22 protein-coding genes are annotated in these 20,762 nt (G+C 65.2%); 18 read left to right on the top strand and 4 right to left on the bottom strand.

The genetic code is table 11. The features are described 5' to 3' along the window. Positions 1 to 12: 12 nt before the first annotated feature. The 13 genes from lptC (at position 13) to mgtE (ending at position 10,137) form a co-directional block, all read left to right on the top strand. Positions 13 to 564 carry an LPS export ABC transporter periplasmic protein LptC gene (gene lptC, locus J7355_RS10095; protein WP_209062250.1) on the top strand — a complete coding sequence of 184 codons (552 nt, stop codon included), beginning with the start codon at positions 13 to 15 and terminating at the stop codon, positions 562 to 564. Then, positions 539 to 1,072 carry a lipopolysaccharide transport periplasmic protein LptA gene (gene lptA / locus J7355_RS10090; RefSeq protein ID WP_209062249.1) on the top strand — a complete coding sequence of 178 codons (534 nt, stop codon included), beginning with the start codon at positions 539 to 541 and terminating at the stop codon, positions 1,070 to 1,072. The genes lptC and lptA overlap by 26 nt, the downstream gene beginning before the upstream one ends. Continuing rightward, a complete protein-coding gene (gene lptB, locus J7355_RS10085) occupies positions 1,069 to 1,836 on the top strand; it encodes an LPS export ABC transporter ATP-binding protein (protein WP_209062247.1) in 768 nt (255 codons plus the stop codon). The genes lptA and lptB overlap by 4 nt, the downstream gene beginning before the upstream one ends. Further along, on the top strand, positions 1,833 to 3,287 hold the full coding sequence (locus J7355_RS10080) for an RNA polymerase factor sigma-54 (protein WP_209062245.1): 1,455 nt from the start codon (positions 1,833 to 1,835) through the stop codon (positions 3,285 to 3,287). Before lptB ends, J7355_RS10080 begins: the two co-directional genes overlap by 4 nt. A 42-nt stretch (positions 3,288 to 3,329) precedes the next feature. Then, positions 3,330 to 3,656 (top strand): ribosome-associated translation inhibitor RaiA, encoded by a 327-nt coding sequence (raiA, locus tag J7355_RS10075; protein ID WP_209062243.1) that lies wholly within the window; start codon positions 3,330 to 3,332, stop codon positions 3,654 to 3,656. Positions 3,657 to 3,687: 31 nt separating this feature from the next. Beyond that, positions 3,688 to 4,152: a PTS sugar transporter subunit IIA gene (locus J7355_RS10070; protein WP_209062242.1), complete on the top strand. Its 465-nt coding sequence runs from the start codon at positions 3,688 to 3,690 to the stop codon at positions 4,150 to 4,152. 14 nt (positions 4,153 to 4,166) lie between these two features. Next, positions 4,167 to 5,174 carry an HPr(Ser) kinase/phosphatase gene (gene hprK, locus J7355_RS10065; RefSeq protein ID WP_209062240.1) on the top strand — a complete coding sequence of 336 codons (1,008 nt, stop codon included), beginning with the start codon at positions 4,167 to 4,169 and terminating at the stop codon, positions 5,172 to 5,174. After that, entirely contained in the window at positions 5,171 to 5,317 is a 147-nt protein-coding gene (locus tag J7355_RS10060; protein WP_209062238.1) for a hypothetical protein, read from the top strand. Before hprK ends, J7355_RS10060 begins: the two co-directional genes overlap by 4 nt. After that, positions 5,308 to 6,165 carry an RNase adapter RapZ gene (rapZ, locus tag J7355_RS10055; protein ID WP_209062236.1) on the top strand — a complete coding sequence of 286 codons (858 nt, stop codon included), beginning with the start codon at positions 5,308 to 5,310 and terminating at the stop codon, positions 6,163 to 6,165. The genes J7355_RS10060 and rapZ overlap by 10 nt, the downstream gene beginning before the upstream one ends. A gap of 36 nt (positions 6,166 to 6,201) precedes the next feature. Continuing rightward, a complete protein-coding gene (locus J7355_RS10050) occupies positions 6,202 to 6,597 on the top strand; it encodes a hypothetical protein (RefSeq protein ID WP_209062235.1) in 396 nt (131 codons plus the stop codon). A gap of 48 nt (positions 6,598 to 6,645) precedes the next feature. Further along, complete coding sequence (locus J7355_RS10045) at positions 6,646 to 6,915, top strand: HPr family phosphocarrier protein (protein ID WP_209062233.1); 270 nt, start codon at positions 6,646 to 6,648, stop codon at positions 6,913 to 6,915. Positions 6,916 to 6,949: 34 nt separating this feature from the next. Beyond that, positions 6,950 to 8,689, top strand: a complete 1,740-nt coding sequence (ptsP, locus tag J7355_RS10040) for a phosphoenolpyruvate--protein phosphotransferase (protein ID WP_209062231.1) — start codon at positions 6,950 to 6,952, stop codon at positions 8,687 to 8,689. 83 nt (positions 8,690 to 8,772) lie between these two features. Then, a complete protein-coding gene (gene mgtE, locus J7355_RS10035; RefSeq protein ID WP_209062229.1) occupies positions 8,773 to 10,137 on the top strand; it encodes a magnesium transporter in 1,365 nt (454 codons plus the stop codon). Between the two features lie 920 nt (positions 10,138 to 11,057). Here mgtE and pmbA read toward each other — a convergent pair. After that, positions 11,058 to 12,431: a metalloprotease PmbA gene (pmbA, locus tag J7355_RS10030; RefSeq protein ID WP_209062227.1), complete on the bottom strand. Its 1,374-nt coding sequence runs from the start codon at positions 12,429 to 12,431 to the stop codon at positions 11,058 to 11,060. A 96-nt stretch (positions 12,432 to 12,527) separates the two neighbouring features. On the opposite strand from pmbA, the gene J7355_RS10025 reads away from it, so the two are divergent. The 4 genes from J7355_RS10025 to J7355_RS10010 all read left to right on the top strand — a co-directional run bounded on the left by J7355_RS10025 (position 12,528) and on the right by J7355_RS10010 (position 16,584). Continuing rightward, on the top strand, positions 12,528 to 14,027 hold the full coding sequence (locus tag J7355_RS10025) for a HAMP domain-containing sensor histidine kinase (RefSeq protein ID WP_209062226.1): 1,500 nt from the start codon (positions 12,528 to 12,530) through the stop codon (positions 14,025 to 14,027). Next, entirely contained in the window at positions 14,017 to 14,649 is a 633-nt protein-coding gene (locus tag J7355_RS10020) for a hypothetical protein (protein ID WP_209062224.1), read from the top strand. The genes J7355_RS10025 and J7355_RS10020 overlap by 11 nt, the downstream gene beginning before the upstream one ends. Before the next feature lie 5 nt (positions 14,650 to 14,654). Further along, on the top strand, positions 14,655 to 16,016 hold the full coding sequence (locus tag J7355_RS10015) for a sigma 54-interacting transcriptional regulator (protein ID WP_209062222.1): 1,362 nt from the start codon (positions 14,655 to 14,657) through the stop codon (positions 16,014 to 16,016). A gap of 286 nt (positions 16,017 to 16,302) precedes the next feature. Beyond that, positions 16,303 to 16,584, top strand: a complete 282-nt coding sequence (locus J7355_RS10010; RefSeq protein ID WP_209062220.1) for a hypothetical protein — start codon at positions 16,303 to 16,305, stop codon at positions 16,582 to 16,584. Between the two features lie 377 nt (positions 16,585 to 16,961). Here the strand turns inward: J7355_RS10010 and mpl are convergent, their stop codons facing one another. Both mpl and J7355_RS10000 read right to left on the bottom strand, forming a co-directional pair. Further along, a complete protein-coding gene (gene mpl / locus J7355_RS10005; protein ID WP_209062218.1) occupies positions 16,962 to 18,323 on the bottom strand; it encodes a UDP-N-acetylmuramate:L-alanyl-gamma-D-glutamyl-meso-diaminopimelate ligase in 1,362 nt (453 codons plus the stop codon). Further along, on the bottom strand, positions 18,323 to 18,853 hold the full coding sequence (locus tag J7355_RS10000; RefSeq protein ID WP_209062216.1) for a hypothetical protein: 531 nt from the start codon (positions 18,851 to 18,853) through the stop codon (positions 18,323 to 18,325). The genes mpl and J7355_RS10000 overlap by 1 nt, the downstream gene beginning before the upstream one ends. Before the next feature lie 45 nt (positions 18,854 to 18,898). Between J7355_RS10000 and rnd the strand changes: the two genes are divergently transcribed. After that, on the top strand, positions 18,899 to 20,047 hold the full coding sequence (gene rnd / locus J7355_RS09995; protein WP_209062214.1) for a ribonuclease D: 1,149 nt from the start codon (positions 18,899 to 18,901) through the stop codon (positions 20,045 to 20,047). A 34-nt stretch (positions 20,048 to 20,081) separates the two neighbouring features. Here rnd and J7355_RS09990 read toward each other — a convergent pair whose 3' ends face one another. Next, a complete protein-coding gene (locus J7355_RS09990; protein ID WP_209062517.1) occupies positions 20,082 to 20,636 on the bottom strand; it encodes an adenylate kinase in 555 nt (184 codons plus the stop codon). Between the last annotated feature and the right edge of the window lie 126 nt (positions 20,637 to 20,762).

Genomic DNA, 20,762 nt, shown 5'->3' with positions numbered 1-20,762 from the left:
GAGAACCGGGCCATGCTCAGAATCGTCGCCGTCCTGCTCGTGATCTCCGCGGTGCTGCTCGGCATCCGCGCGCTCGATGCACCCGCCATCGGCACGCCGAGCGAGCCGCGGCTGGAGACGCCGGACAACAGCGACTACTACATGACCGAAGCCGTCGTGCATCAGATGAACGAGAACGGCGGCCTCGATTACCGCATGACGCTGGCCGAGACCCTGCACTTCCCGGACGACTCGGCTCGCATGACGGATATTGACGTACACTACCTGGCAGGTACGAAGACCTACTGGGACGTCACCGCAAAGCATGGCCGCGTGCCTCCGGGCAAGCGCGACATCTATCTCTACGATGGCGTAAAGGGCCGCCATCCCAAGGCGAACGGCAACGTCGTCGACATCACAACGGACAATGCCTGGGTACGCCCCGATGCCGATCGTATCGACACCGAGGCCCATGTGACCGCGGTGGAACCGGGCCAGCGTGTCGAAGGTGACGGCATGGAGGTCAACCTGAAAACGGACAAGCTGAGGCTGCTGAACAATGTACAAGTCACCTACACGCCGTAGGCTGCGCCTCGCCGCCACTCTCGCACTCGGTCTCGTGCTGATGGCCGGCACCACGGCCTTTGCGCAGCAGAAAGCGTTGCCGATTCATATCGAATCCAACGACGCCGATCTGTCCCAGCAGGAAGGCGTGAGCACCTACACGGGCAACGTGGTGCTCACCCGCGGCGGGCTTACGCTCACCGGCCATCGCCTGGTGATCACCCGCATCAACGATCGCGGTAACGTGAAGGCCGTACTCGACGGCAGCCCCGCGCGCCTGGACAAGCAGCCGGATCGCGAAGGCGACGACGTGGTTACCGGTAATTCCAGCAAGATCGAGTACACCAACAGCAATTCCACCGTACTGCTACGCGGCGACGCCGTGGTGCGCCGCGGCGGTGACGAGATACACGGCCAGCTGATCCGCCACAACGTCGACACCGGCCGCACCCAGGCAGAACGCGGATCCGGCAGCAGCGAACGCGTACGCATCACGATCCAGCCGAAAAACGGGGACGGTCAGTCATGAGCAGCACCGCCGCGCGCACCGCCACCGCGGCGGCGACCGGCCAGCGGCTGGTGGCCGAAAACCTGAGCAAGCGCTACAAAGGGCGCGCGGTGGTACAGGACGTCAGCCTGTCGCTGGCCCAGGGTGAAGTCGTGGGCCTGCTCGGGCCCAACGGCGCAGGCAAGACCACCTCCTTCTACATGATCGTGGGCCTGGTCACGCCGGATTCGGGCCGCATCACGCTCGGCGAGCGCAACCTCGTCGGTCTGCCCATGCATACGCGGGCACAGCTGGGCATCGGTTACCTGCCGCAGGAAGCCTCGGTATTCCGCAAACTGTCGGTGTCGGACAACATCCGCGCCATCCTGCAGGTGCGCCCCGGCCTTACCAAGGCGGATATCGACCGTGAGCTCGCGGCCCTGCTCGACGAACTCTCGATCGGGCATATCGCCGATTCCAAGGGCATCAACCTGTCCGGCGGTGAACGCCGGCGTGTGGAAATCGCCCGCGCGTTGGCCGCCGAGCCACAGTTCATGCTGCTCGACGAACCCTTCGCTGGCATCGACCCCATCTCGATCGGCGACATCCGCGGCATCATCACGCATTTGAAGAATCGCGGTATCGGTGTGCTCATCACCGACCACAACGTGCGCGAGACGCTCGGCATCTGCGAACGCGCCTATATCCTGAGCGACGGCGCGGTCATCGCCGACGGTACCGGCGACGAGATCCTGGCGGATCGCAAGGTACGGGAGGTCTACCTCGGCGAGGATTTCCGACTATGAAACAGTCGCTGAACCTCAATCTCTCGCAGAGCCTGACCATGACGCCTGCGCTGCAGCAGGCGATCCGCATGCTGCAGCTCTCGACCCTGGATCTGAAGACCGAAATCCAGGAGGCGCTGGAATCCAACGTCATGCTCGAGGCCGACGAAGGCCACGGCGAGATCGATACCCGAGAAGCGACCAAGGCCGAAACCACCGAGACCGAGCGCTCCAGCAGCGGCAGCGAAGCCGAGATTCCCGAGAATCTGCCGGTCGATGCCGACTGGAACGATATCTACGCCGGCAGCGCCGCGCCCGCCCCGGCGCCGAGCAGCGAGGACGACGACTACTGGGATTATCGTCAGGCCAACCTGACCAGCACGCCCGACCTGCATGCGCATCTGACCTGGCAGGCGGACATGCACCGCTTCGACGACACGCAGCGCGCGATCGCGGATCACCTGATCGACGCGATCAACGAACACGGCCTGCTCGACGACTGGAAGGAACTCAGCGCGCGGCTGGTCGACGAGTTCGACACCGACGCCGCCGCGGTCGAGGCGGTTCTGGTCGAGCTGCATCAGTTCGACCCGCCAGGCGTGGCGGCCCGATCGCTGGCGGAATGCCTGAGCATTCAGCTGCACCAGATGCCCGAGTGCACGCCGGCACGCGATATCGCCCTGCGCATTGTGGACAACGAACCGCTGGAATGCCTCGCCTCGCGCGATCGCGCCCCGGTGGCGCGGCGTCTGGGCATCGAGGTCGAGGAACTGGCGCAGGCAATCGCCCTGATCCAGACCCTGCAACCGCACCCCGGTGAAGCCTTCAGCGACCACGAATCGAGCTACGTGGTGCCCGAGGTCTTTGTCACGCGGCAGTCCGCGCGCTGGCAGGTCTCGCTGAATGCCGACATCGCGCCGCGCCTGCGTATCAACAGCCAGTACCTCGCGCTGATCAAGCGCGCCGACAAGAGCGCCGACCAGACCACGCTGAAATCGCATCTGCAGGAAGCGCGGTTTTTCCTCAACAGCCTCAAGAGCCGCAACGACACGCTGCTGCAGGTTGCCCAGACGATTGTCGAGGCCCAGCGCGCGTTCCTGGAATACGGCGAAGAGGCGATGAAGCCGTTGGTGCTACGCGACGTGGCCGAGCAGCTCGAGATTCACGAGTCCACGGTGTCACGCGCGACCGCGAACAAGTACATGCAGACGCCGCGCGGCATCTTCGAACTCAAGTATTTCTTCTCCAGCCACGTGTCGACCACCGACGGCGGCAGCGCATCGGCCACCGCCATCCAGGCGATGATCAAGCGCATGGTCGCGGCAGAAACCGCCGGCAAGCCGCTGTCGGACAGCAAGCTGGCCGACATGCTGCTGGACAACGGCATCAAGGTGGCACGTCGCACCGTGGCCAAGTACCGCGAAGCCCTGTCGATCGCGCCTTCCCACGAGCGCCGTCGACAGGCCGGCTGACCCCTCTTTCATGCGATTCCCCAAGCCGACAAGGAGTACACGATGAACCTGAACATCTCCGGGCATCACATCGACATGACCGAAGCCCTGCACAACTATGTGGCTTCAAAGATGGAACGCGTCGAGCGTCATTTCGATCACGTGATCGATGCCGAGGTCGTGCTCGAAGTCGAAAAGGTTCGCCACAAGGCCGAAGTCACCATGCAGGTGCGCGGCGCAACGCTGCACGCGGAGTCCACCAAGGAGGACATGTACGCCGCGATCGACTGCATGGTCGACAAGCTTGATCGGCAGACGCTCAAGCACAAGGAAAAGGAAAAGGATCACCACAACCGGCAGGCGCGGCACGTCAACCTCGACGCCGGTTGAACGCTTTACTGCATCGTCTAGAAGGAAGTTTATGAACATCGCCGATATCGTCGCTCCGGAACGTGTACGTCTAGCCGACGACGTCCAGAGCAAGAAACGCGCGCTCGAGCAGCTGGCCGAGATACTGACCCAGGGCACCCCGTATCTGACCGCCAGCGAAATATTCAACGGATTGATTTCCCGCGAAAAACTCGGCAGCACCGGCATCGGCGACGGGGTGGCCATTCCACATGCGCGCATGAAAGGCATCGATGACTGCATCGGTGCCTTCATGCGCCTGCCTCAGCCCGTCAATTTCGAATCCAACGACGAACAGCCGGTCGATCTCGTGTTCGGCCTGCTGGTCCCGGAAAAATCCACGGAAGAGCATCTCAACCTGCTGCGCAAGCTGGCCGAGATCTTTTCCGAAGGTCAGGCGCTCGCCGAACTGCGCGACGCCGCAGACGACGAGACCCTGCACAAGACTCTGGTCGCACGCGACACCGGCGACGCCTGAACGCCAGCCGCGGCGTGACCTTGTCCGGCGACGATCTCTTCGACGAAGACCTGGCCACACGCCGGGTCGCGGTCGAGGACGTGTTTGCGCGTCTGAAATCCTCGCTCGGGCTGCAATGGCCGGCCCCCACCGCTGGCGGCAGCGCGACCCTGGGCCCGACCCGCGTGTCGGGCCGCCGGGTGCCGATGGTGGGCTATCTCAACTTCATCCATCCGCCGCAGGTCCAGGTGATCGGCGAACCCGAAACCGGCTACCTGGACAGCGTTGATACCGACCAGCTTCGCCACGTGCTCGACCGCGTGACCTCGGGTGCGACCAAGCTGGTCGTCGTCGCCGATGGGCGCTCGCTCATCGCACCGGTACGCGAAGCGTTCGACACGGCGGGCATCGCGATCTTCGAAACCGCCGCCAGCGCCCACCGGGCGGCCTACCGGCTGCGTCATTTCCTCGGCGAGGCGTTGGCACGCCAGATCACCGTCCACGGCGTCTTTCTCGAAGTGCTGTCCATCGGCCTGCTGCTTACCGGCGACTCCGGGGTCGGCAAGAGCGAGCTGGCGCTGGAACTCATCAACCGCGGCCACCGGCTGGTGGCCGACGACGCGCCCGAATTCGCCCTGCTCGGCCCCGACGATCTCAACGGCGGCTGCCCGCCGGTGCTGCAGGATTTTCTCGAGGTGCGTGGCCTGGGCATCCTCAACATCCGCGCGATGTTCGGCGAGGCGGCCATCAAGCGCCGCAAGCAGCTCGGGCTGATCATCCGCCTGGTACGGCCGGAATCCGGCGTCGCCCACGTCCCGGACCGGCTGACCGGCACCCGTACGGTACGCACGCTGCTGGATGTGGAAATCCCGGAAATCACGTTGCCGGTGGCCGTGGGACACAACCTGTCCGTACTGGTCGAAGCCGCCTGTCGTGACCATCTGCTGCGCATGCAAGGGCAATTCAGCGACGAGCAGTTCGCCGAGCGCCAGCGCCTGGCCATGGGCCCCGGCGAACCCGACACCCCGTCGGACACGCCATGAGTCCGGCATCCGGCGCGCTGTTCACCACGCGCGCCGGCGCTGTCTCGCAGGGCCGCGCTCGCGTGCAGTCGAATGCTTCGCCACAATACGGGCATCGTCGCCCGTCGGGCATCTTCCATCGCAAGGGTGAGTCATGCGCCTGATCGTCGTCAGCGGGCTGGCCGGTTCCGGCAAGTCGGTCGCGCTGCACATGCTCGAGGACCTGAATTACTACTGTATCGATAACCTGCCGCTGGGCCTGCTAAGCGAGGTGTCTGCCGATACGCTGCACCGCCAGGGCCTGGACTTCGACCGGCTGGCAGTGGGAATCGACGCCCGCTCGCGGCGCGGCGAGATCGCGGGTTTTCCCGACCGGATCCAGGCCCTGCGCGACGGCGGCATCGATATCGAGGTGATCTACCTGCACGCCGACAAGGAAACCATCCTGCGGCGCTATTCCGAGACCCGCCGCAAGCATCCGCTCACCGATGCCGACACCTCGCTCATCGACGCCGTGGACGCCGACCGCAAGCTGCTGGAGCCGATCGCGGATACCGCCGATGTCTCCATCGACACCAGCCAGACCAATATCCATCAGTTGCGCGACATCATCCGCAACCGGGTCGAAGGCGGCACCACCGGCGAGCTGTCAATCCTGTTGCAGTCGTTCGGCTTCAAGTACGGCCTGCCCCAGGCGGTGGACTTCATCTTCGATGTGCGCTGCCTGCCCAATCCGCACTGGATCGCCGAACTGCGCGAGCTGACCGGCCTCGATGCGCCGGTCGCCGAGCATCTCGAGGCACAGCCGGAAACCGGCGCCATGCTCGACGACATCCACGGTTTTCTCGCACGCTGGCTGCCCGCCTTCGCGCGCGAAAACCGCGCTTATGTCACGATTGCCGTCGGCTGCACCGGCGGCAAGCACCGCTCGGTCTATATCATCGAACAGCTGGCCCGCCGACTGCGCGAGACCTATGCCCAGACGCTGGTACGACACAATGAACTGCACTGAAGCACGCGCTCGGGCGCGGCCCACGGGAGTCCGGTCATGATCGGCGTACTGCTGATCACCCACGGCAAACTGGGCTCGCATTTCGTCGAGACGGTCACCGGCATGATCGGTGATCTGTCACGGCCCACGGAGGTGCTCGAAGTGCACCGCCACGATGACCCGGACGAGCGCAGCGAGGCCGCGGCCGCCGCGCTGGAACGCCTCGACGACGGCGACGGCGTGCTGATCATCACCGATGCCTTCGGCTCGACGCCGAGCAACATCGCCACCCGCGCCGCCAGCAGCAACGCCGCGCGAGTGGTTGCCGGCATCAATCTGTCGATGCTCGTGCGCGTCTACAATTACCCGCAGCTCGCCCTCGACGACCTGGCGGATTCCGCCATCGAGGCCGGCCGCGCCGGCGTGATGGCCTGCCCGCAGGCGCAGCGCTAGCACGACACCCGGCACTTCTTTCTCTTCTCAACCGATACGATCCACGTTATGCCCACCCGCGAATTCGCCATCGTCAACAAGCTCGGCCTGCACGCCCGTGCCGCCAGCAAGTTCGTGACCGTCGCCTCGCAGTACGAGGCCGACATCCGGGTCGCCAAGGACGGCCGCGAGGTATCGGGCAAATCGATCATGGGCGTGATGATGCTCGCCGCCGCGCGCGGCTCGCGTATCGACGTCAGCGCCGAGGGCGCCGATGCCGAAGCCGCGCTCGACGCGCTCGAGGAGCTGGTGCGCGACCGCTTCGGCGAAGGTCAGTAATGGTGTTGTTCGCCCGCAATCGCCGCGCGCCGACATGAGTCTCTGGCTGGCGGCAATCGGTGTCTCGCGCGGGGTCGCGATCGGCGCCGTGCATCGCGTGCACGGTACCGATCTGGATATCCCCGAGTATTCGATCGCGCCCGACAACATCGAGCCCGAAGTCGAGCGTTTCGGGAACGCGCTCACGGACGCGCGCGCCCAGCTGGCCGATATTCGTGAACAGATCCCGGCCAACGCACCGTCCGAGATCGGTGCGTTCATCGAAACCCATCTGCTGATGATGCAGGACAGCGCGCTCACCGACACGGTGGCGTCACTGATTCGCAAGCACCAGTGCAACGCCGAATGGGCGCTGAAGATGCAGGCCGAGCACCTCACCGCGGTGTTCGACCAGATGGACGACAGCTATCTGCGCACGCGCCGCGACGATGTCGCCCACGTGACCGCGCGCATCCAGCGTATCCTGCTCAAGCAGGAGCGCACCATCGAGACCAGCGAGGCCGACGATGCGCCGCCCCCGGTCATCGTCGCCGACGAACTCACGCCTGCCGACATCATCCTGCTGCATCAACAGGGCGTCGCCGCGTTCGTGACCGAGCACGGCGGCCCCTTGTCGCACTCCGCGATTCTGGCGCGCAGCCTGCGCATACCGGCCATCGTGGGCATGCACAACGCACGCCGCATGTTGCTCGACGACGAGACCGTCGTCGTCGACGGCGAGGCCGGCCATGTACTGGCCGGCCCGGACGCCGCGGCGCTCGAGTTCTATCGTCATCGCCAGAAACGAGACGCCCGCTATCGGCGCATGCTCGGCATGCTCAAGGACGAGGCGGCGCTGTCCACCGACGGCGTTCGCATTCGTATGCTGGCCAACGTCGAATTGCCCGACGACAGCGCGGACGCGGCCGAGGTCGGCGCCGAGGGCGTCGGCCTGTACCGCACCGAATTCCTGTACATGAATCGCGACGAGACGCCGGGCGAGGAAGAGCAGCTTGCGGCCTATCGCCGCGTGCTGCGTTCCGTCGACGGGCCGGTCACCATCCGCACACTCGACCTCGGCGCCGACAAGACGATCGGCCGCGATACCGGCAAGACGTCCAGCAACCCCGCGCTGGGCCTGCGCGCCATCCGTCTCTGTCTCAAGGAGACGGACCTGTTCCGTACCCAGCTGCGCGCGCTGCTGCGGGCGTCGGCCGAGGGCGACCTGCGGGTGATGCTGCCGATGGTCTCCAACATCCAGGAAATGCGCCAGACGCGCCACCTGATCAGCGAGCTCAAGGACGAGCTGCGCCGCGACGGCCTGGATTTCGACGCCAACCTGCCGGTGGGCGCGATGATCGAAGTCCCCGCGGCCGCGCTGGCCGCACCGCTGCTCGCGCAGTACTGCGATTTCTTCTCGCTGGGCACCAACGACCTCATTCAGTACACGCTCGCGATGGATCGTATCGACGACGAGATCAACTATCTCTACGATCCGCTGCACCCGGCGGTGCTGCAGCTCATTCGCATGACCATCGAAGCCGGCGAGGCCGCCGGCATCAGCGTATCCATGTGCGGCGAAATGGCCTCCGACAAGCGCTACACCGCGCTGCTGCTCGGCCTCGGGCTGACCGAGTTCTCCATGCATCCGGCCAGCGTGCTCGAGGTCAAGCGCGCGATCATGGGTGCCGACGTCGCCGCGCTGAAAACGCGTACGCGCGAGATTCTCGCGCTGACCGACTCGCATGCCTATCGCGACGCGCTCGAGACCTTGAGCGAGCAGCTCGGCGGCTGACAATTCGTTAAGAAAACGCAGGAAAATCCGGATTTTTCTGCTATTTTCTAGAGGCCACCTCCCTGCCTGGATACCGCGCCCCCATGAGCGACGCCAAGACCACTGAAGATCAGATGGAATCGCGGCTCGCGCATCTCAACGAGGCGCTGGAATCCGGGCGCATGCGCCGGCTCAAGCCGCTGCTGCATTCGCTGCATCCGGCCGAGATCGGCCTGCTTCTCGAATCGATCCCGCGGACCAAGCGAGAGCTCGTCTGGCGTCTGGTCCCCGAGGACGATCACGGCGAGACGCTGCTGCACGTCAACGACGAAGTGCGTGCCGAGCTGATCGACGCCCTCGACGACGAAGTCCTGCTGGCCGCCACCGAGGGCATGCCGATCGACGACCTCGCCGATCTCATCGAGGATCTGCCCGAGCAGGTCACGCGCGAAGTGCTGCACTCGATGGACGTCGACAACCGCGAACGTCTCGAGGCCGTGCTGTCCTATCCGTCGGATTCCGCCGGCGGCCTGATGAACAACGACACGATCACGGTGCGTCCGGACGTGTCGCTCGACGTGGTCAGCCGATATCTGCAACAACGCGGCACGCTGCCCGACGATACCGAATCGCTGTTCGTGGTTTCGCGCTACGGGCGGTATCTGGGCATGCTCTCGCTGGCCAAGCTGGTCACGCTCGACCCCGAGCGCGACGTATCCGAGGTCATGAACACCGACCTCGAGGCGCTGCCCGTGGACATGGCCGCGGCCCAGGTCGCCAAGCGCTTTCAGGACCTCGACCTGATCTCGGCGCCGGTCGTCGACGAGAACGAAAAGCTCGTCGGGCGTATCACCATCGACGACGTGGTGGACGTGATCCGCGACGAAGCCGAGCACTCGATCATGAGCATGGCCGGTCTCGACGAGGAGGAAGACGTGTTCGCGCCCATCGCGCGTAGCGCGCGCCGCCGTGCAACCTGGCTGGGCGCGAATCTGCTCACCGCCTTTCTGGCGGCACAGGTCGTCGGCCTGTTCGAGGCCACACTGTCCCAGGTGGTTGCCCTCGCCGTGCTGATGCCCATCGTGGCGAGCATGGGCGGCATCGGCGGTTCGCAAACGCTCACCCTGATGATTCGCGGCCTGTCGCTCGGCCAGATCGGTTTCGGCAACGCCAAGACGCTGTTGATCAAGGAACTGGCGGTGGCCGTCATCAACGGCGTGCTCTGGGGGGTCGTGGTCGGCGTGGTGGCGCAGGTCTGGTTCGGCAACCCGACCCTGGGCGTGATCATCGCCGCCGCACTCGTGGTCAATCAGATCGGCGCCGCCATCGCGGGCGTGGCAATCCCACTGGCGATGAAGAAGATGGGAATCGATCCGGCGCTCGCCGGCTCGGTGGTGCTGACGACCATTACCGACGTCATCGGGTTCGGGGCTTTCCTCGGACTCGGGACACTCTTTCTGCTGCGCTGATGGCGAGGGCGCGACCTATTCGCCTTGATGTCGCCGCTCACCGAGCGATGCCATTTGAGTGAACGGACGAGGCCGGGCCGGCTCGATGTATCGCGCTTTTGTGCAGAAAACAATAAGCCACGCTCGACTTCAGCCGACGAGGGGTCAATGGCGGTTTAGAATCGTGGGTTGTGAATCAACGGCGCGGATGAGTTTTGGCTTGGGGTTTCGCACTGCTGTGCGAGCCACTTTTATTTGCTCGCCCAAATAAAAGTAGCCAAAACAAAAGACGCCCTGTCTTGCGTCGGCGCTTCGCGCCGATGCCCTGCGCGGCTCCGGCCGAAAGAGGACAGCCGGAAACTCGCCGCGCTGCGCGCGACTCAGACATCCGTCTGTCTTTTTCTCTTTCGGCCTCCACTGCTCGGCGCTGCGCCCAAGGGGACCCAATACAGACAAGCTCGCTGTCGCTCGCTCAAGGTCGCGTTCCTTCACGTCCGCCTGCGCATCCGCCGAATCCAACGAGAACCAAGTCGCGTGTTGGATTTCGGCTAACACGGCAAAGGCGACTCTTGCCGCGCGCTTTGTTTCTGTATTCCAGCCCGTTGCACGGCGACGGAGACACGGAGTGGCGACGGGTGTCCGGCGCACTGCGCCGGTGCGTACAGCATGTCTGAGGATCGCCAAAGCGATCCGAGTTCTGTACGCATCCCGTCGCCGCTGCGTGTCGGAGTGAACCGGCGCTTTGCGCCGGCGCTGTGCCCGGGTGTCCTTTTCCTTTGCTTACTTTCTTTTGGACAAGCAAAAGAAAGTGAGTCGCACAGCAGTGCGAAACAAAAGAAACGACAAACTCGCGAGTGCGCAAAACGCGTAGCCAGTACCGAAAGCCTCTTGAATCAACGACTCAAATCCACTGGCGCAAGGCAAGCCTCAAGCGCTAAACATTAACTACCCGCAATCGTCATCGCCCCCACCAGAACCGACGGCGTACGCAGCGCGCTACCGCGTTCCACATCACTGCCAAACGCCTCGATATTGCGATACATATCGGCAAGATTGCCGGCGATCGTGGCGTTCTCGACCGGGTAAGCGATCTCGCCGTTCTCGACCCAGAAACCTGCCGCACCGCGGGAATAGTCGCCGTTGACCAGATTCACGCCCTGGCCCATCAGTTCGGTCACCACCAGACCGCGACCCATGCCGGCCACCAGCGCATCGAAATCGTCGACGCCCGGTGCGACGTCGAGATTGAATACGCCGCCCGCATTGCCGGTACTCGTCAGACCCAGGCGGCGGGCGGTATACGCCGAAAGCAGATAACCGCGCAGCACGCCGGCCTCGACAAGCGTGCGCTCGGCGGTGGCTACACCGTCGCCGTCGAAACCGGCACTGGCCAGCCCGCGTGGACGGTGGGGATGCTGGGTGAGCGTGAGCCGGTCGACGGCGATCGTCTCGTCGATCCGATCCTTGAGGAAACTGGCGTTGCGATAGAGCGTGCCGCCGCTGATCGCACCGATCAGGTGACTCCAGAGGCTCCGCGCCACGCGCGGCGTGAACAGCACCGGCGCGGTGGTGGTCGGCGGCGTTTTCGCCCCCAGTCGGGCCAGCGCCCGCTCGGCGCCGAGGCGGCCGATGGCGGCGACATCCTCGAGGTCATCGGCATGGCGTGCCTGCGAGAAAGCGATCTCGCGCTGCATACCGCTGCCGGCACTGGCCAGCGGCTGACAGCTGATCGCCTGCCGACTGGCACGCTCGCCGGCGATGAAGCCGTGGCTATTGCCGTACACGCTCACGCCGTCCTGACTGGCCACCGTCGCACCTTCGGTCTGGACAATGCGCGGATCGTGGTCGAGCGCAGCCGCCTCCAGAGCGAGCGCCATCTCGAGCGCGCCATTCGCGCTCAGCCCCCAGGGATGAAACAGCGACAGATCGGGCCAGCCATCGGCCATCTGCTCGGCGTCGGCAAGCCCGGCAAAGGCATCGGCCTCGGTAAAACGAGCGACCGTGAGTGCCTGTGTGAGCGCGGCCTGCAGCCCGTCGGGCGTGAGATCGGTGGTCGAGGCGCTGCCGCTACGCTTGTCGCAATACACCGTAATGCTGGCGTTGCGATCGCCTTCGTGTTCGATCGACTCGCGCTGGCGGGCCCGCGCGCTCACGGACAGCGCGCGCGAGGCCGATAGCGCAACTTCGGCCTCGTCCGCACCGCCCGATTTCGCCTGCGCCAGCAGTTCGCCGGCGCGATCCTTGAGCCAGTCCAGCTCGGGCAGACTGCGATCGTCGGCGGCCGATGTGGTTTCGATATCCTGGCGCTTGGCCATGCAGGCGTCTCTTTGACGAGAAAGTATGGCGCGAACACTAGCGCCGCGGGCTTGGCACACGCAACGTATGGCAGCGGTCACGGTATGCTAGGCGCCATGTCACGACCTGCTGTCGCTGGCCCCGACGCCGGCCGCGCTCAAAATCCACGCCGCGGGCTGTTCATCCGGCCCCGCTCGATCACGGGCCTGCTGCTGACCAGCTTCGGCCTGGTCGCGCTGCCGTTGATCGTGGCCATCGTGTTCGGCGTGCTGTACGTGGATCGGCTTACCGACCAGAGCGAACGCCTCGTGCTGCAGGGCGTGGAGGTCACCCGCTACAGCAAGCGGCTGAGCACCCTGCTGATCGGCATGGAACGCAGCGCCCGTCAGTACGGCGTGCTCGAAAGCGAGGAGCTGATCGACCGCTTCGAACGCCAGACCCGGGAGTTCGACGCGATGCTCGATGCGCTCGGCGGGCTGCAGCTCGACACGCTGCCCGACTGGAACCTCGACGCCCTGCGCCGTGAGGCGCGCACGCTGTCCCGGCAGCTTGCGTCGGCGCAGCCGGGAGAGGTCGGCGGGCTGATCGGCGAGATCGGCAAGATGCAGCGCGAAACCGATCTGATCACCGACCAGGGCAACCTGTTCATCGACCGCGAACTCGCCCGCCTGCAGGCCACCGCCGCCGACGCGCGCACCTTTCTGCTGCTGTGCGTTTTCGCGCTCATTCCGGGCGTACTGGCGCTGACCGCCTTCTTCGTGGCCGTCATATCGCGCCCGTTGCGCCAGATCTCGGGCGCGGTCACCCGGCTGGGCGATGGCGACTTCTCGCAGCAGATCCGGGTGTTCGCGCCAACCGCCGAACTCGACGCGCTCGGGGCGCGCCTCGACTGGATGCGCCGGCGCCTGGCGACCCTGGAAAACGAAAAGCAGCAGTTCATCCGCCACATGTCGCACGAGCTCAAGACGCCGCTGGCGAGCATCCGCGAGGGCGCGGAACTGTTGCGCGATGGCACGGTCGGGGAACTCACGAGCGCACAGGCGGATGTCGCGGAAATACTGCAGCAGAACAGCCTCGAGCTGGCCAAGCTCATCGACAACCTGCTCGACTTTGCAGCCTGGCAGCAACAACACGCTAAACTCGAATATGAGCGCTTCGATCTGAACGCGCTTTTCGAGGCGATCGTGGCCCGGCAGCGGCTCACGATCGAGGGGAAGAAGCTCGACGTCACGACGCCGGGCCAGCCGATACACGTCACGGCCGACCGGGACCGTATGCATCTGATCATCGACAATCTGCTCGCGAACGCGGTGAAGTTCGCGCCGGCGGGTTCCACCGTCGCGCTCGAAGCCGGGCGCCTGGCGCAGGCCACGCTCGTGCGTGTCTGCGACCAGGGCCCCGGCGTGCCCGTGGCCGAGCGCGCAGCGATATTCGACGCCTTCTACCAGAGCGCCACCACCCAGGCGAGCGCCCAGGGCGCGCTGCGCGGCACGGGCATTGGGTTGTCGGTGGTGCGCGAATGCGTCCAGGCCCACGGCGGCCGTATCGACGTCGACGACGCGCCGGGCGGCGGCGCGCAATTCAGCGTCGAGATACCGGATCGTCATGCGCTTTGATCACCCGACACGCCTGAGCCTGGCCCTGGCCGTCGCGCTCGCGGGCACGATCGCTGCGGGCTGCGCGAACTCGCCCCGGCACGCGAAGGCCGCTCAGGCCGACCGGATCGAGTCCTCGCCCGCGGCCTCGATCACGCCGGCGCGCGATCCGGTGCTCGACCTGCTCGAGTACGCCGCACGCCTGGACGACGCCACGCCGGAGGCCCGCGCCGAGGCAGTCGGCCAGGCCCGTGCGCAGGCCAGCGCCTCACCGGGCGCATTGAGCTATGCCCGCCTGGCCCTGGCTTTTGGCACCCCGGGCCAGCGCCGCTACACGCCGGACGAAGCCGCACGCTATGCGCAGCGCGCGCTCGACGCCGACGACGCGCAGTGGAGCCCGGCAGCGCGCCAGTATCTGAGTGAGTTCGCGCGTCTGTATACCGAGCTCACGCGCCATCCCGATACGCCTGCGACGCCGCAGATCGCCCGCCGCGACACACCGTCGGCCACGCAACGCGCGGCCCGCCCGGCCGGCGGCGAAACCGAACGCGTGCGCGCACTCGAGAGAGAGCTCGACGAAGCCCATCGCAAACTGCGCGAGCTGGCGGATATCGAGGATCGGCTCAGCGAATCCGGCTCCTGACCGCCATGGCGCGCCAAGGCAAGATTCTGCTCGTCGATGATGACCCGAGCCTCAGACGATTGCTCGCCCTGCGCCTGGAGGGCGCCGGCCACGAGGTCGAGTCGGCCGAGAGCGGTGCGGCGGCGCTGCGCGCGCTGGACAGCTACGACGCGGAATGCGTGATCACCGATCTGCGCATGGACGGCATGGACGGCATCGACCTGCTGCAACGACTGAGCCACGAGCGTCCTACCCTGCCCGTGATCCTGCTTACCGCCCACGGCACGATTCCCGAAGCGGTCACCGCCACGCAGCGTGGCGCGCTGGATTTTCTCTCCAAGCCGGTCGACAAGGACGTGTTGCTCGCACGGGTGGATCAGGCTCTCGAACAGGCCGGCGTGGCCGGAGGCGACTGGCGCGAAGTCTGGCGCTCGCGCATCGTCACCCGTTCGCCGCTCATGCACCGCCTGCTCGAAGAAGCGCGGCTGGTGGCGGAGACCGAAACCAGCGTGCTGATCACCGGCGAGTCCGGCACCGGCAAGGAAGTGCTGGCCCGCGCACTACACGACGCGAGCCCGCGCGCAGGCCATGCATTCGTGGCCATCAACTGCGGCGCCATGCCCGAGCAGCTGCTCGAATCCGAGCTGTTCGGCCACGAGAAAGGTGCGTTCACCGATGCCAAGCAGGCGCAACAGGGCCTGTTTCGCAGCGCCGAGGGCGGTACCGTATTTCTCGACGAAATCGGCGACATGCCACTCGCACTGCAGGTGAAACTGCTGCGTGTGCTTCAGGAACGCGAAGTCCGGCCCGTGGGTTCGCAACGCTCGCTGCCGGTGAACGTGCGGGTCATATCGGCCACCCATCGCAACCTCTCGCAGGCCATCGACGCACAACAGTTTCGCGAGGATCTGTATTACCGCCTCGCCGTGGTCACGCTCGCCCTGCCCAGCCTGCGCGAACGCCCGGAAGACATCGCCCCGCTGGCACGTCATTTTCTGGACGGCATCGCACGGCGCAGCAGCCGCAGGGCACGCGTCTATTCGCCGGATGCCATGGAACGGCTGTGCCAGCATCACTGGCCCGGCAATATCCGCCAGCTGTCCAACGTGGTCGAGCAGAACGTCGCGCTCACGCGGGGACACGTCATTTCTCCGCAGGCGGTCGACAAGGCACTGGCGGGCCACGGCGACCGGCCGGGCACCAAGACCCCGACGCTGCAACCGCTGGCCGAGGCACGCGATGCTTTCGTGCGTGACTACCTGATTCAGCTGCTGCGCATATCGGAAGGCAACGTCGCCCGCAGCGCACGCCTGGCCAAGCGCAACCGAACCGAGTTCTACAAGCTGCTCAACCGGCACGAGATCGACCCCGCCGACTACAAGCACTGACGCCCCGCCGCGTTGCCGTTTGGCGACACCGACAAGACGGCGCCCTCGCTTTTATGTCGCCAATCGGCGACATTTTTTATTTATATATTTCAGCGTCTTGCGTGATATACCCCGGATTCGTCGCCTGACGGCAACGCATTTTTGCCGTATTTCGGCACCCTGTGGCCCACACCCTTTCCCGGGAGGCGCAGGCGTCACCTAAGACACTGTAATAAAAAGGATTTTATATTCTGGCACGGGGGTTGCTCTAGCCCCACTCAGATATGAAACGAATTGCAGTCGATTCATGAAAAGACGTTACGCAGTGGTCGCCGGCATGGCATTCGCGATTCCCTTCGGAACCGCACTGTCGACAAGCCAGGCGTTCGCCGCAGAGACCGCCGCTGCTTCCTGGGCCACGATGGATGCAGACGCCGATGGCGCGCTTTCGCCCGAAGAAGTCATGGGCACGCCATGGGAAGCCACGTTCGACGACATGGATTCGGACGGCGACGGCAAGGTCACGAAAGAAGAGTTTCAGGCCTACATAGAAGACATGAAGGCGTCGCAGGACAGCGACAAGGAATAGGAGTTTTTTCGCAGCCGTTGCTGCACACAAGTTTTCGCCTGGTCGGGCCGGCGTCTCCCGGTCCCCCCCTCGTGCCTCGACGTGGTTCGGCCCAGCTTTGGCGAAATTAAAAAAAACGCTCATTCACTGGATGAGCGGCCCAGTTTTCGCTTGGTCGGGCCGGCGTCTCCCGGTCCCCCCTCGTGCCTCGACGTGGTTCGGTCCGGCCAAAGCGAAATTTACAACGGCTCGGAGTCATCGTGGCTCCGGCCAATACTTTCGCTTGGGTCGGGCCGGCGTCTCCCGGTCCCCCCTCGTGCCTCGACGTGGTCCGGCTCGGCCTTGGCGAAACTCTCCCGCTCCCTGGGGAGAATAAAAAAACCGCTTCGGCGGTTTTTTTATGTCTGCTGTGCCAGCGCGGCGAGCAGCTTGCCGTGGATGCCGCCGAACCCGCCGTTACTCATCACCACAACGGTGTCACCTGGCTTTGCCGCGGCGGCGACATCGGCGACCAGTTCCTCGAGATCCGAGCGGCGTGTCAGGCCTTCGCCCAGGTTCTCGAATACCGCCGCTGCGTCCCAGTCAAGATCCGCGTCATAGACGAACACGTGATCCGCATCGGCAAAGCTCGCGGCGAGCGTTTTCGCATGCACGCCGCGGCGCATGGTGTTCGAGCGCGGCTCGAACACGGCGAGGATGCGACCGCCGTGGTGGCCCGCACGCAGGCCGGCGAGCGTGGTGCGAATGGCGGTGGGGTGATGGGCGAAATCGTCGAAAAGCCGGATGTCGTTGGGTGTTCCGCGCAGTTCCATGCGCCGTTTGACACCGCGAAATACCGACAGCGCCTCGATCGCCACAGTCGGCGTCACGCCAACATGGCGAGCGGCGGCGATCGTGGCCAGCGCATTGGCGGCGTTGTGTTCGCCGGTCAGGGCCCACTCGAGTTCACCCACGCGCTCGCCTTGGTGACGAATCGCCAGACGCGTGCCGTCGACCGCGAGCGGCTCGGCATGCCAGCCCTGGGCACTCGCGCCGTCGAACGCCACGGTCGGCGTCCAGCAGCCGCGAGCGAGCACGTCGTCGAGTTCCGCGTCGGCGCCGTTGTGCACGATCTGCCCGGCGGCCGGCACGGTACGAACCAGATGATGGAACTGGCGCTTGATCGCCTCGAGATCGTCGAATATATCGGCGTGGTCGAACTCGAGATTGTTGAGAATCAACGTACGCGGACGGTAGTGCACGAACTTCGAGCGCTTGTCGAAGAAGGCGGTGTCGTATTCATCGGCCTCGACGACGAAGAAGTCGCTCTGGCCCATCGCGGCTGACTGACCGAGATCGGCGGCGATCCCGCCGATCAGATAGCCCGGCGCCATGCCCGCATACTGCAGCACGTGGGCGAGCATGCTCGAGGTGGTCGTCTTGCCGTGCGTGCCCGCGACGGCCAGTACCCAGCGGCCGTCGAGCACGTTCTCGGCCAGCCACTGCGGACCGGAGACATAGCGCAGACCGGCGTCGAGGGCGTATTCGACGGCCGGATTACCGCGCGTCATCGCGTTGCCGATGATCACCTGATCCGGCGCCGGCTTGAGATGTGCGGCGTCGTAGCCGTCCATGACATCGATGCCGGCATCGGCCAGCTGTGTACTCATGGGCGGATACAGACCGGCGTCGGAACCGGTCACGGTATGCCCGGCAGCCCGCGCCAACAGCGCCACCCCGGCCATGAACGTGCCGCCGATTCCCAGAATATGGACGTGCATCAGCCCAGCACCGAGAAAACGACCAGAAGCAGCACTTCGAAGGCCATTGCGGCCCCCACGCCGAGCCACAAACTGCCGTCCAGGGCGTTGCGATAGACATGGCTGTAGATCGCCAGCCCCCAGATCCCGAGCGCGACATAGGCCAGGGTCACGAAGCTGGGCGGCATGGGGACGCTCTGCGGGTCGCTCGCTTCGGCAATCGCGTTGAGATACGGCGCCATCACATGGGTCGGCGCCAGCATGATCAGCGTCAACACTGCGCCGGAGGCGAACAGGGCAATCGCGGTCTGGTTGTAGCGATTGGGCAACTTGCGGATACGCAACAGGGTGCGCACGTAGAGGGCGAGCAGCCCGGTGGCGAGCACGGCCTGCAGTACCGCGGGCCCGGCAGGCATGATCAGCCCGACCTGCAGAAACAGCAGGATACAATAGGCTGCAGCACTGCCGAACAGCGTCGTCGAATCCCCGGGCATATCCTGGGGGCCGAGACGCAGCAGCATCAGTTCGATCACCCGGCGCGCAAAAACCATGGACGACGCATCCTTATGAAAGCGAAGCTTATTAGAGCAGACGGCATGATACCGAAGCCGCCCGAGCACGTCGCCACGATCACCGACGCCGCGACCCTGGCCACCTTCTGCGAGCGCATGCGTGCGCGCGACTGGATCGTCGTCGATACGGAGTTTCTGCGTGAATCCACCTATTACCCGAAGCTGTGCCTGGTCCAGATCGCGGACGCCGAGGAAGTCGGGCTCGTCGACGTACTCGTCATCGACGATCTGACCCCGCTGGCCGATCTGCTCGGCGATCCGGCGGTACTCAAGGTGTTTCATTCCGCCGAACAGGATCTCGAGGTGCTCTATCAGCGCTTCGGCACGCTGCCGGCGCCCCTGTTCGATACCCAGGTCGCCGCACCGCTGATCGGCCTCGACGACCAGATGGGCTACGCCCGCCTGATCAAGGCGCTGCTCGACGTCGACCTGGCCAAGACCCATACACGCACCGACTGGAGCAAACGCCCCCTGCCCGCGGGCGCGCTCGACTACGCGGCGGACGACGTGCGGTATCTCGCGCTGGCCTACCACATGATCGGCGAAAAGCTCGTCGAACAGGCACGCGAGGACTGGCTCGCCGCGGATTTCGAACGCATGGTCGAGCCGGCGCGTTTCGAAGTGGACACGGCCCAGGCCTGGCGACGCATCAAGAGCTGGCACAAGCTCGGCGCCGCCCAGCAGCAGGCACTCGGCGCGATCACCGACTGGCGCGAACGCGAAGCCATGGCCGCCGATCGCCCACGCCGCTGGATTCTGCCCGACGATGCTGTGATGGAGATCGCTCGACGCCGCCCGCAGGATGTCGACGGCCTGACCGCGATCCGCGCGCTACCCGGCAAGACGGCGAGCCGGCATGGCGACGCCCTGCTCGCCTGTGTACAGGCAGCTGCCGCGCACACGCCGACACCATTGGCACCCCAACCGGAACCGCCGAGCAACGCGGAGAAACGGCGTATCAAGGCCGGCATGGATACGCTCAATCGCTGCGCAGAAGACACCGGCATCGCCGCCTCCGCGCTGGCCAGCCGCAAGGAAATCGCCGCCATGGTCGACGGCGAGCGCGACGTTCGCCTGCTTTCGGGCTGGCGCGCCGAGGTTGCGGGCACGGCCGTGCTCGAAGCCATAAAAAACGCCGAAGCCGCGGACGGCTTCGGCGTATCGGACAACTGACGCGTGCGGCGCCGCGTCGGCGCCCTGACTGCGCTTAGCCCGCCGGCAGCGCGGCCTTGATTCGGGCATAGATGTCGTCGATCTCGCCGACGCCGGCCACTGCCGTCAACAGCCCCTTGTCCTCGTAGAATTTCACCAGCGGCTGGGTCTGTTCCTGATAGACCTTGAGACGATTGCGGATGGTCTCTTCGTTGTCGTCCGAGCGACCGCGCGCCATCAGGCGCTGCACGATCTCCTCGTTATCGACCTTGATATGCACCACGCCCTGCAGCGGGCGATTCATGTCGTCGAGCAGACCGTCGAGCGCCTTGGCCTGATCGAGGCTGCGCGGGAAGCCGTCGAGAATGAACCCGTTCTCGGTATCGTCCTGCTTGAGACGCTCGCGAATCATGCCGACCACGATATCGTCGGACACCAGTTCACCGGCATCCATCGCGGCCTTGGCCTTCTGGCCGAGTTCGGTCTGATTGGCCACCGCGCTGCGCAGCAGGTCGCCAGTCGAAATCTGCGGTACGCCGAATTCGGCCACCAGCTTCTCACTCTGCGTTCCCTTGCCCGAGCCGGGCGCACCCAGCAGCACGATTTTCAGCATGATCTCTCCGCGAACGGCTAATGACGTTATTGAAATCGGGATATTCGGCATCGATGCGCGCAGGCCGCCACCGGGCGCGCGCAAGCGAACGCTCGACGTTAATGATTCCCATAAGGCAAGTCA

The sequence above is a fragment of the Endozoicomonas sp. G2_2 genome, from assembly GCF_017744135.1.
In the GTDB taxonomy this organism is placed as follows: Bacteria; Pseudomonadota; Gammaproteobacteria; order Nevskiales; family Salinisphaeraceae; genus Salinisphaera.
Note: the sequence above shows the minus strand (reverse complement) of the source record. Positions and strands in the feature narration are given on the sequence as shown.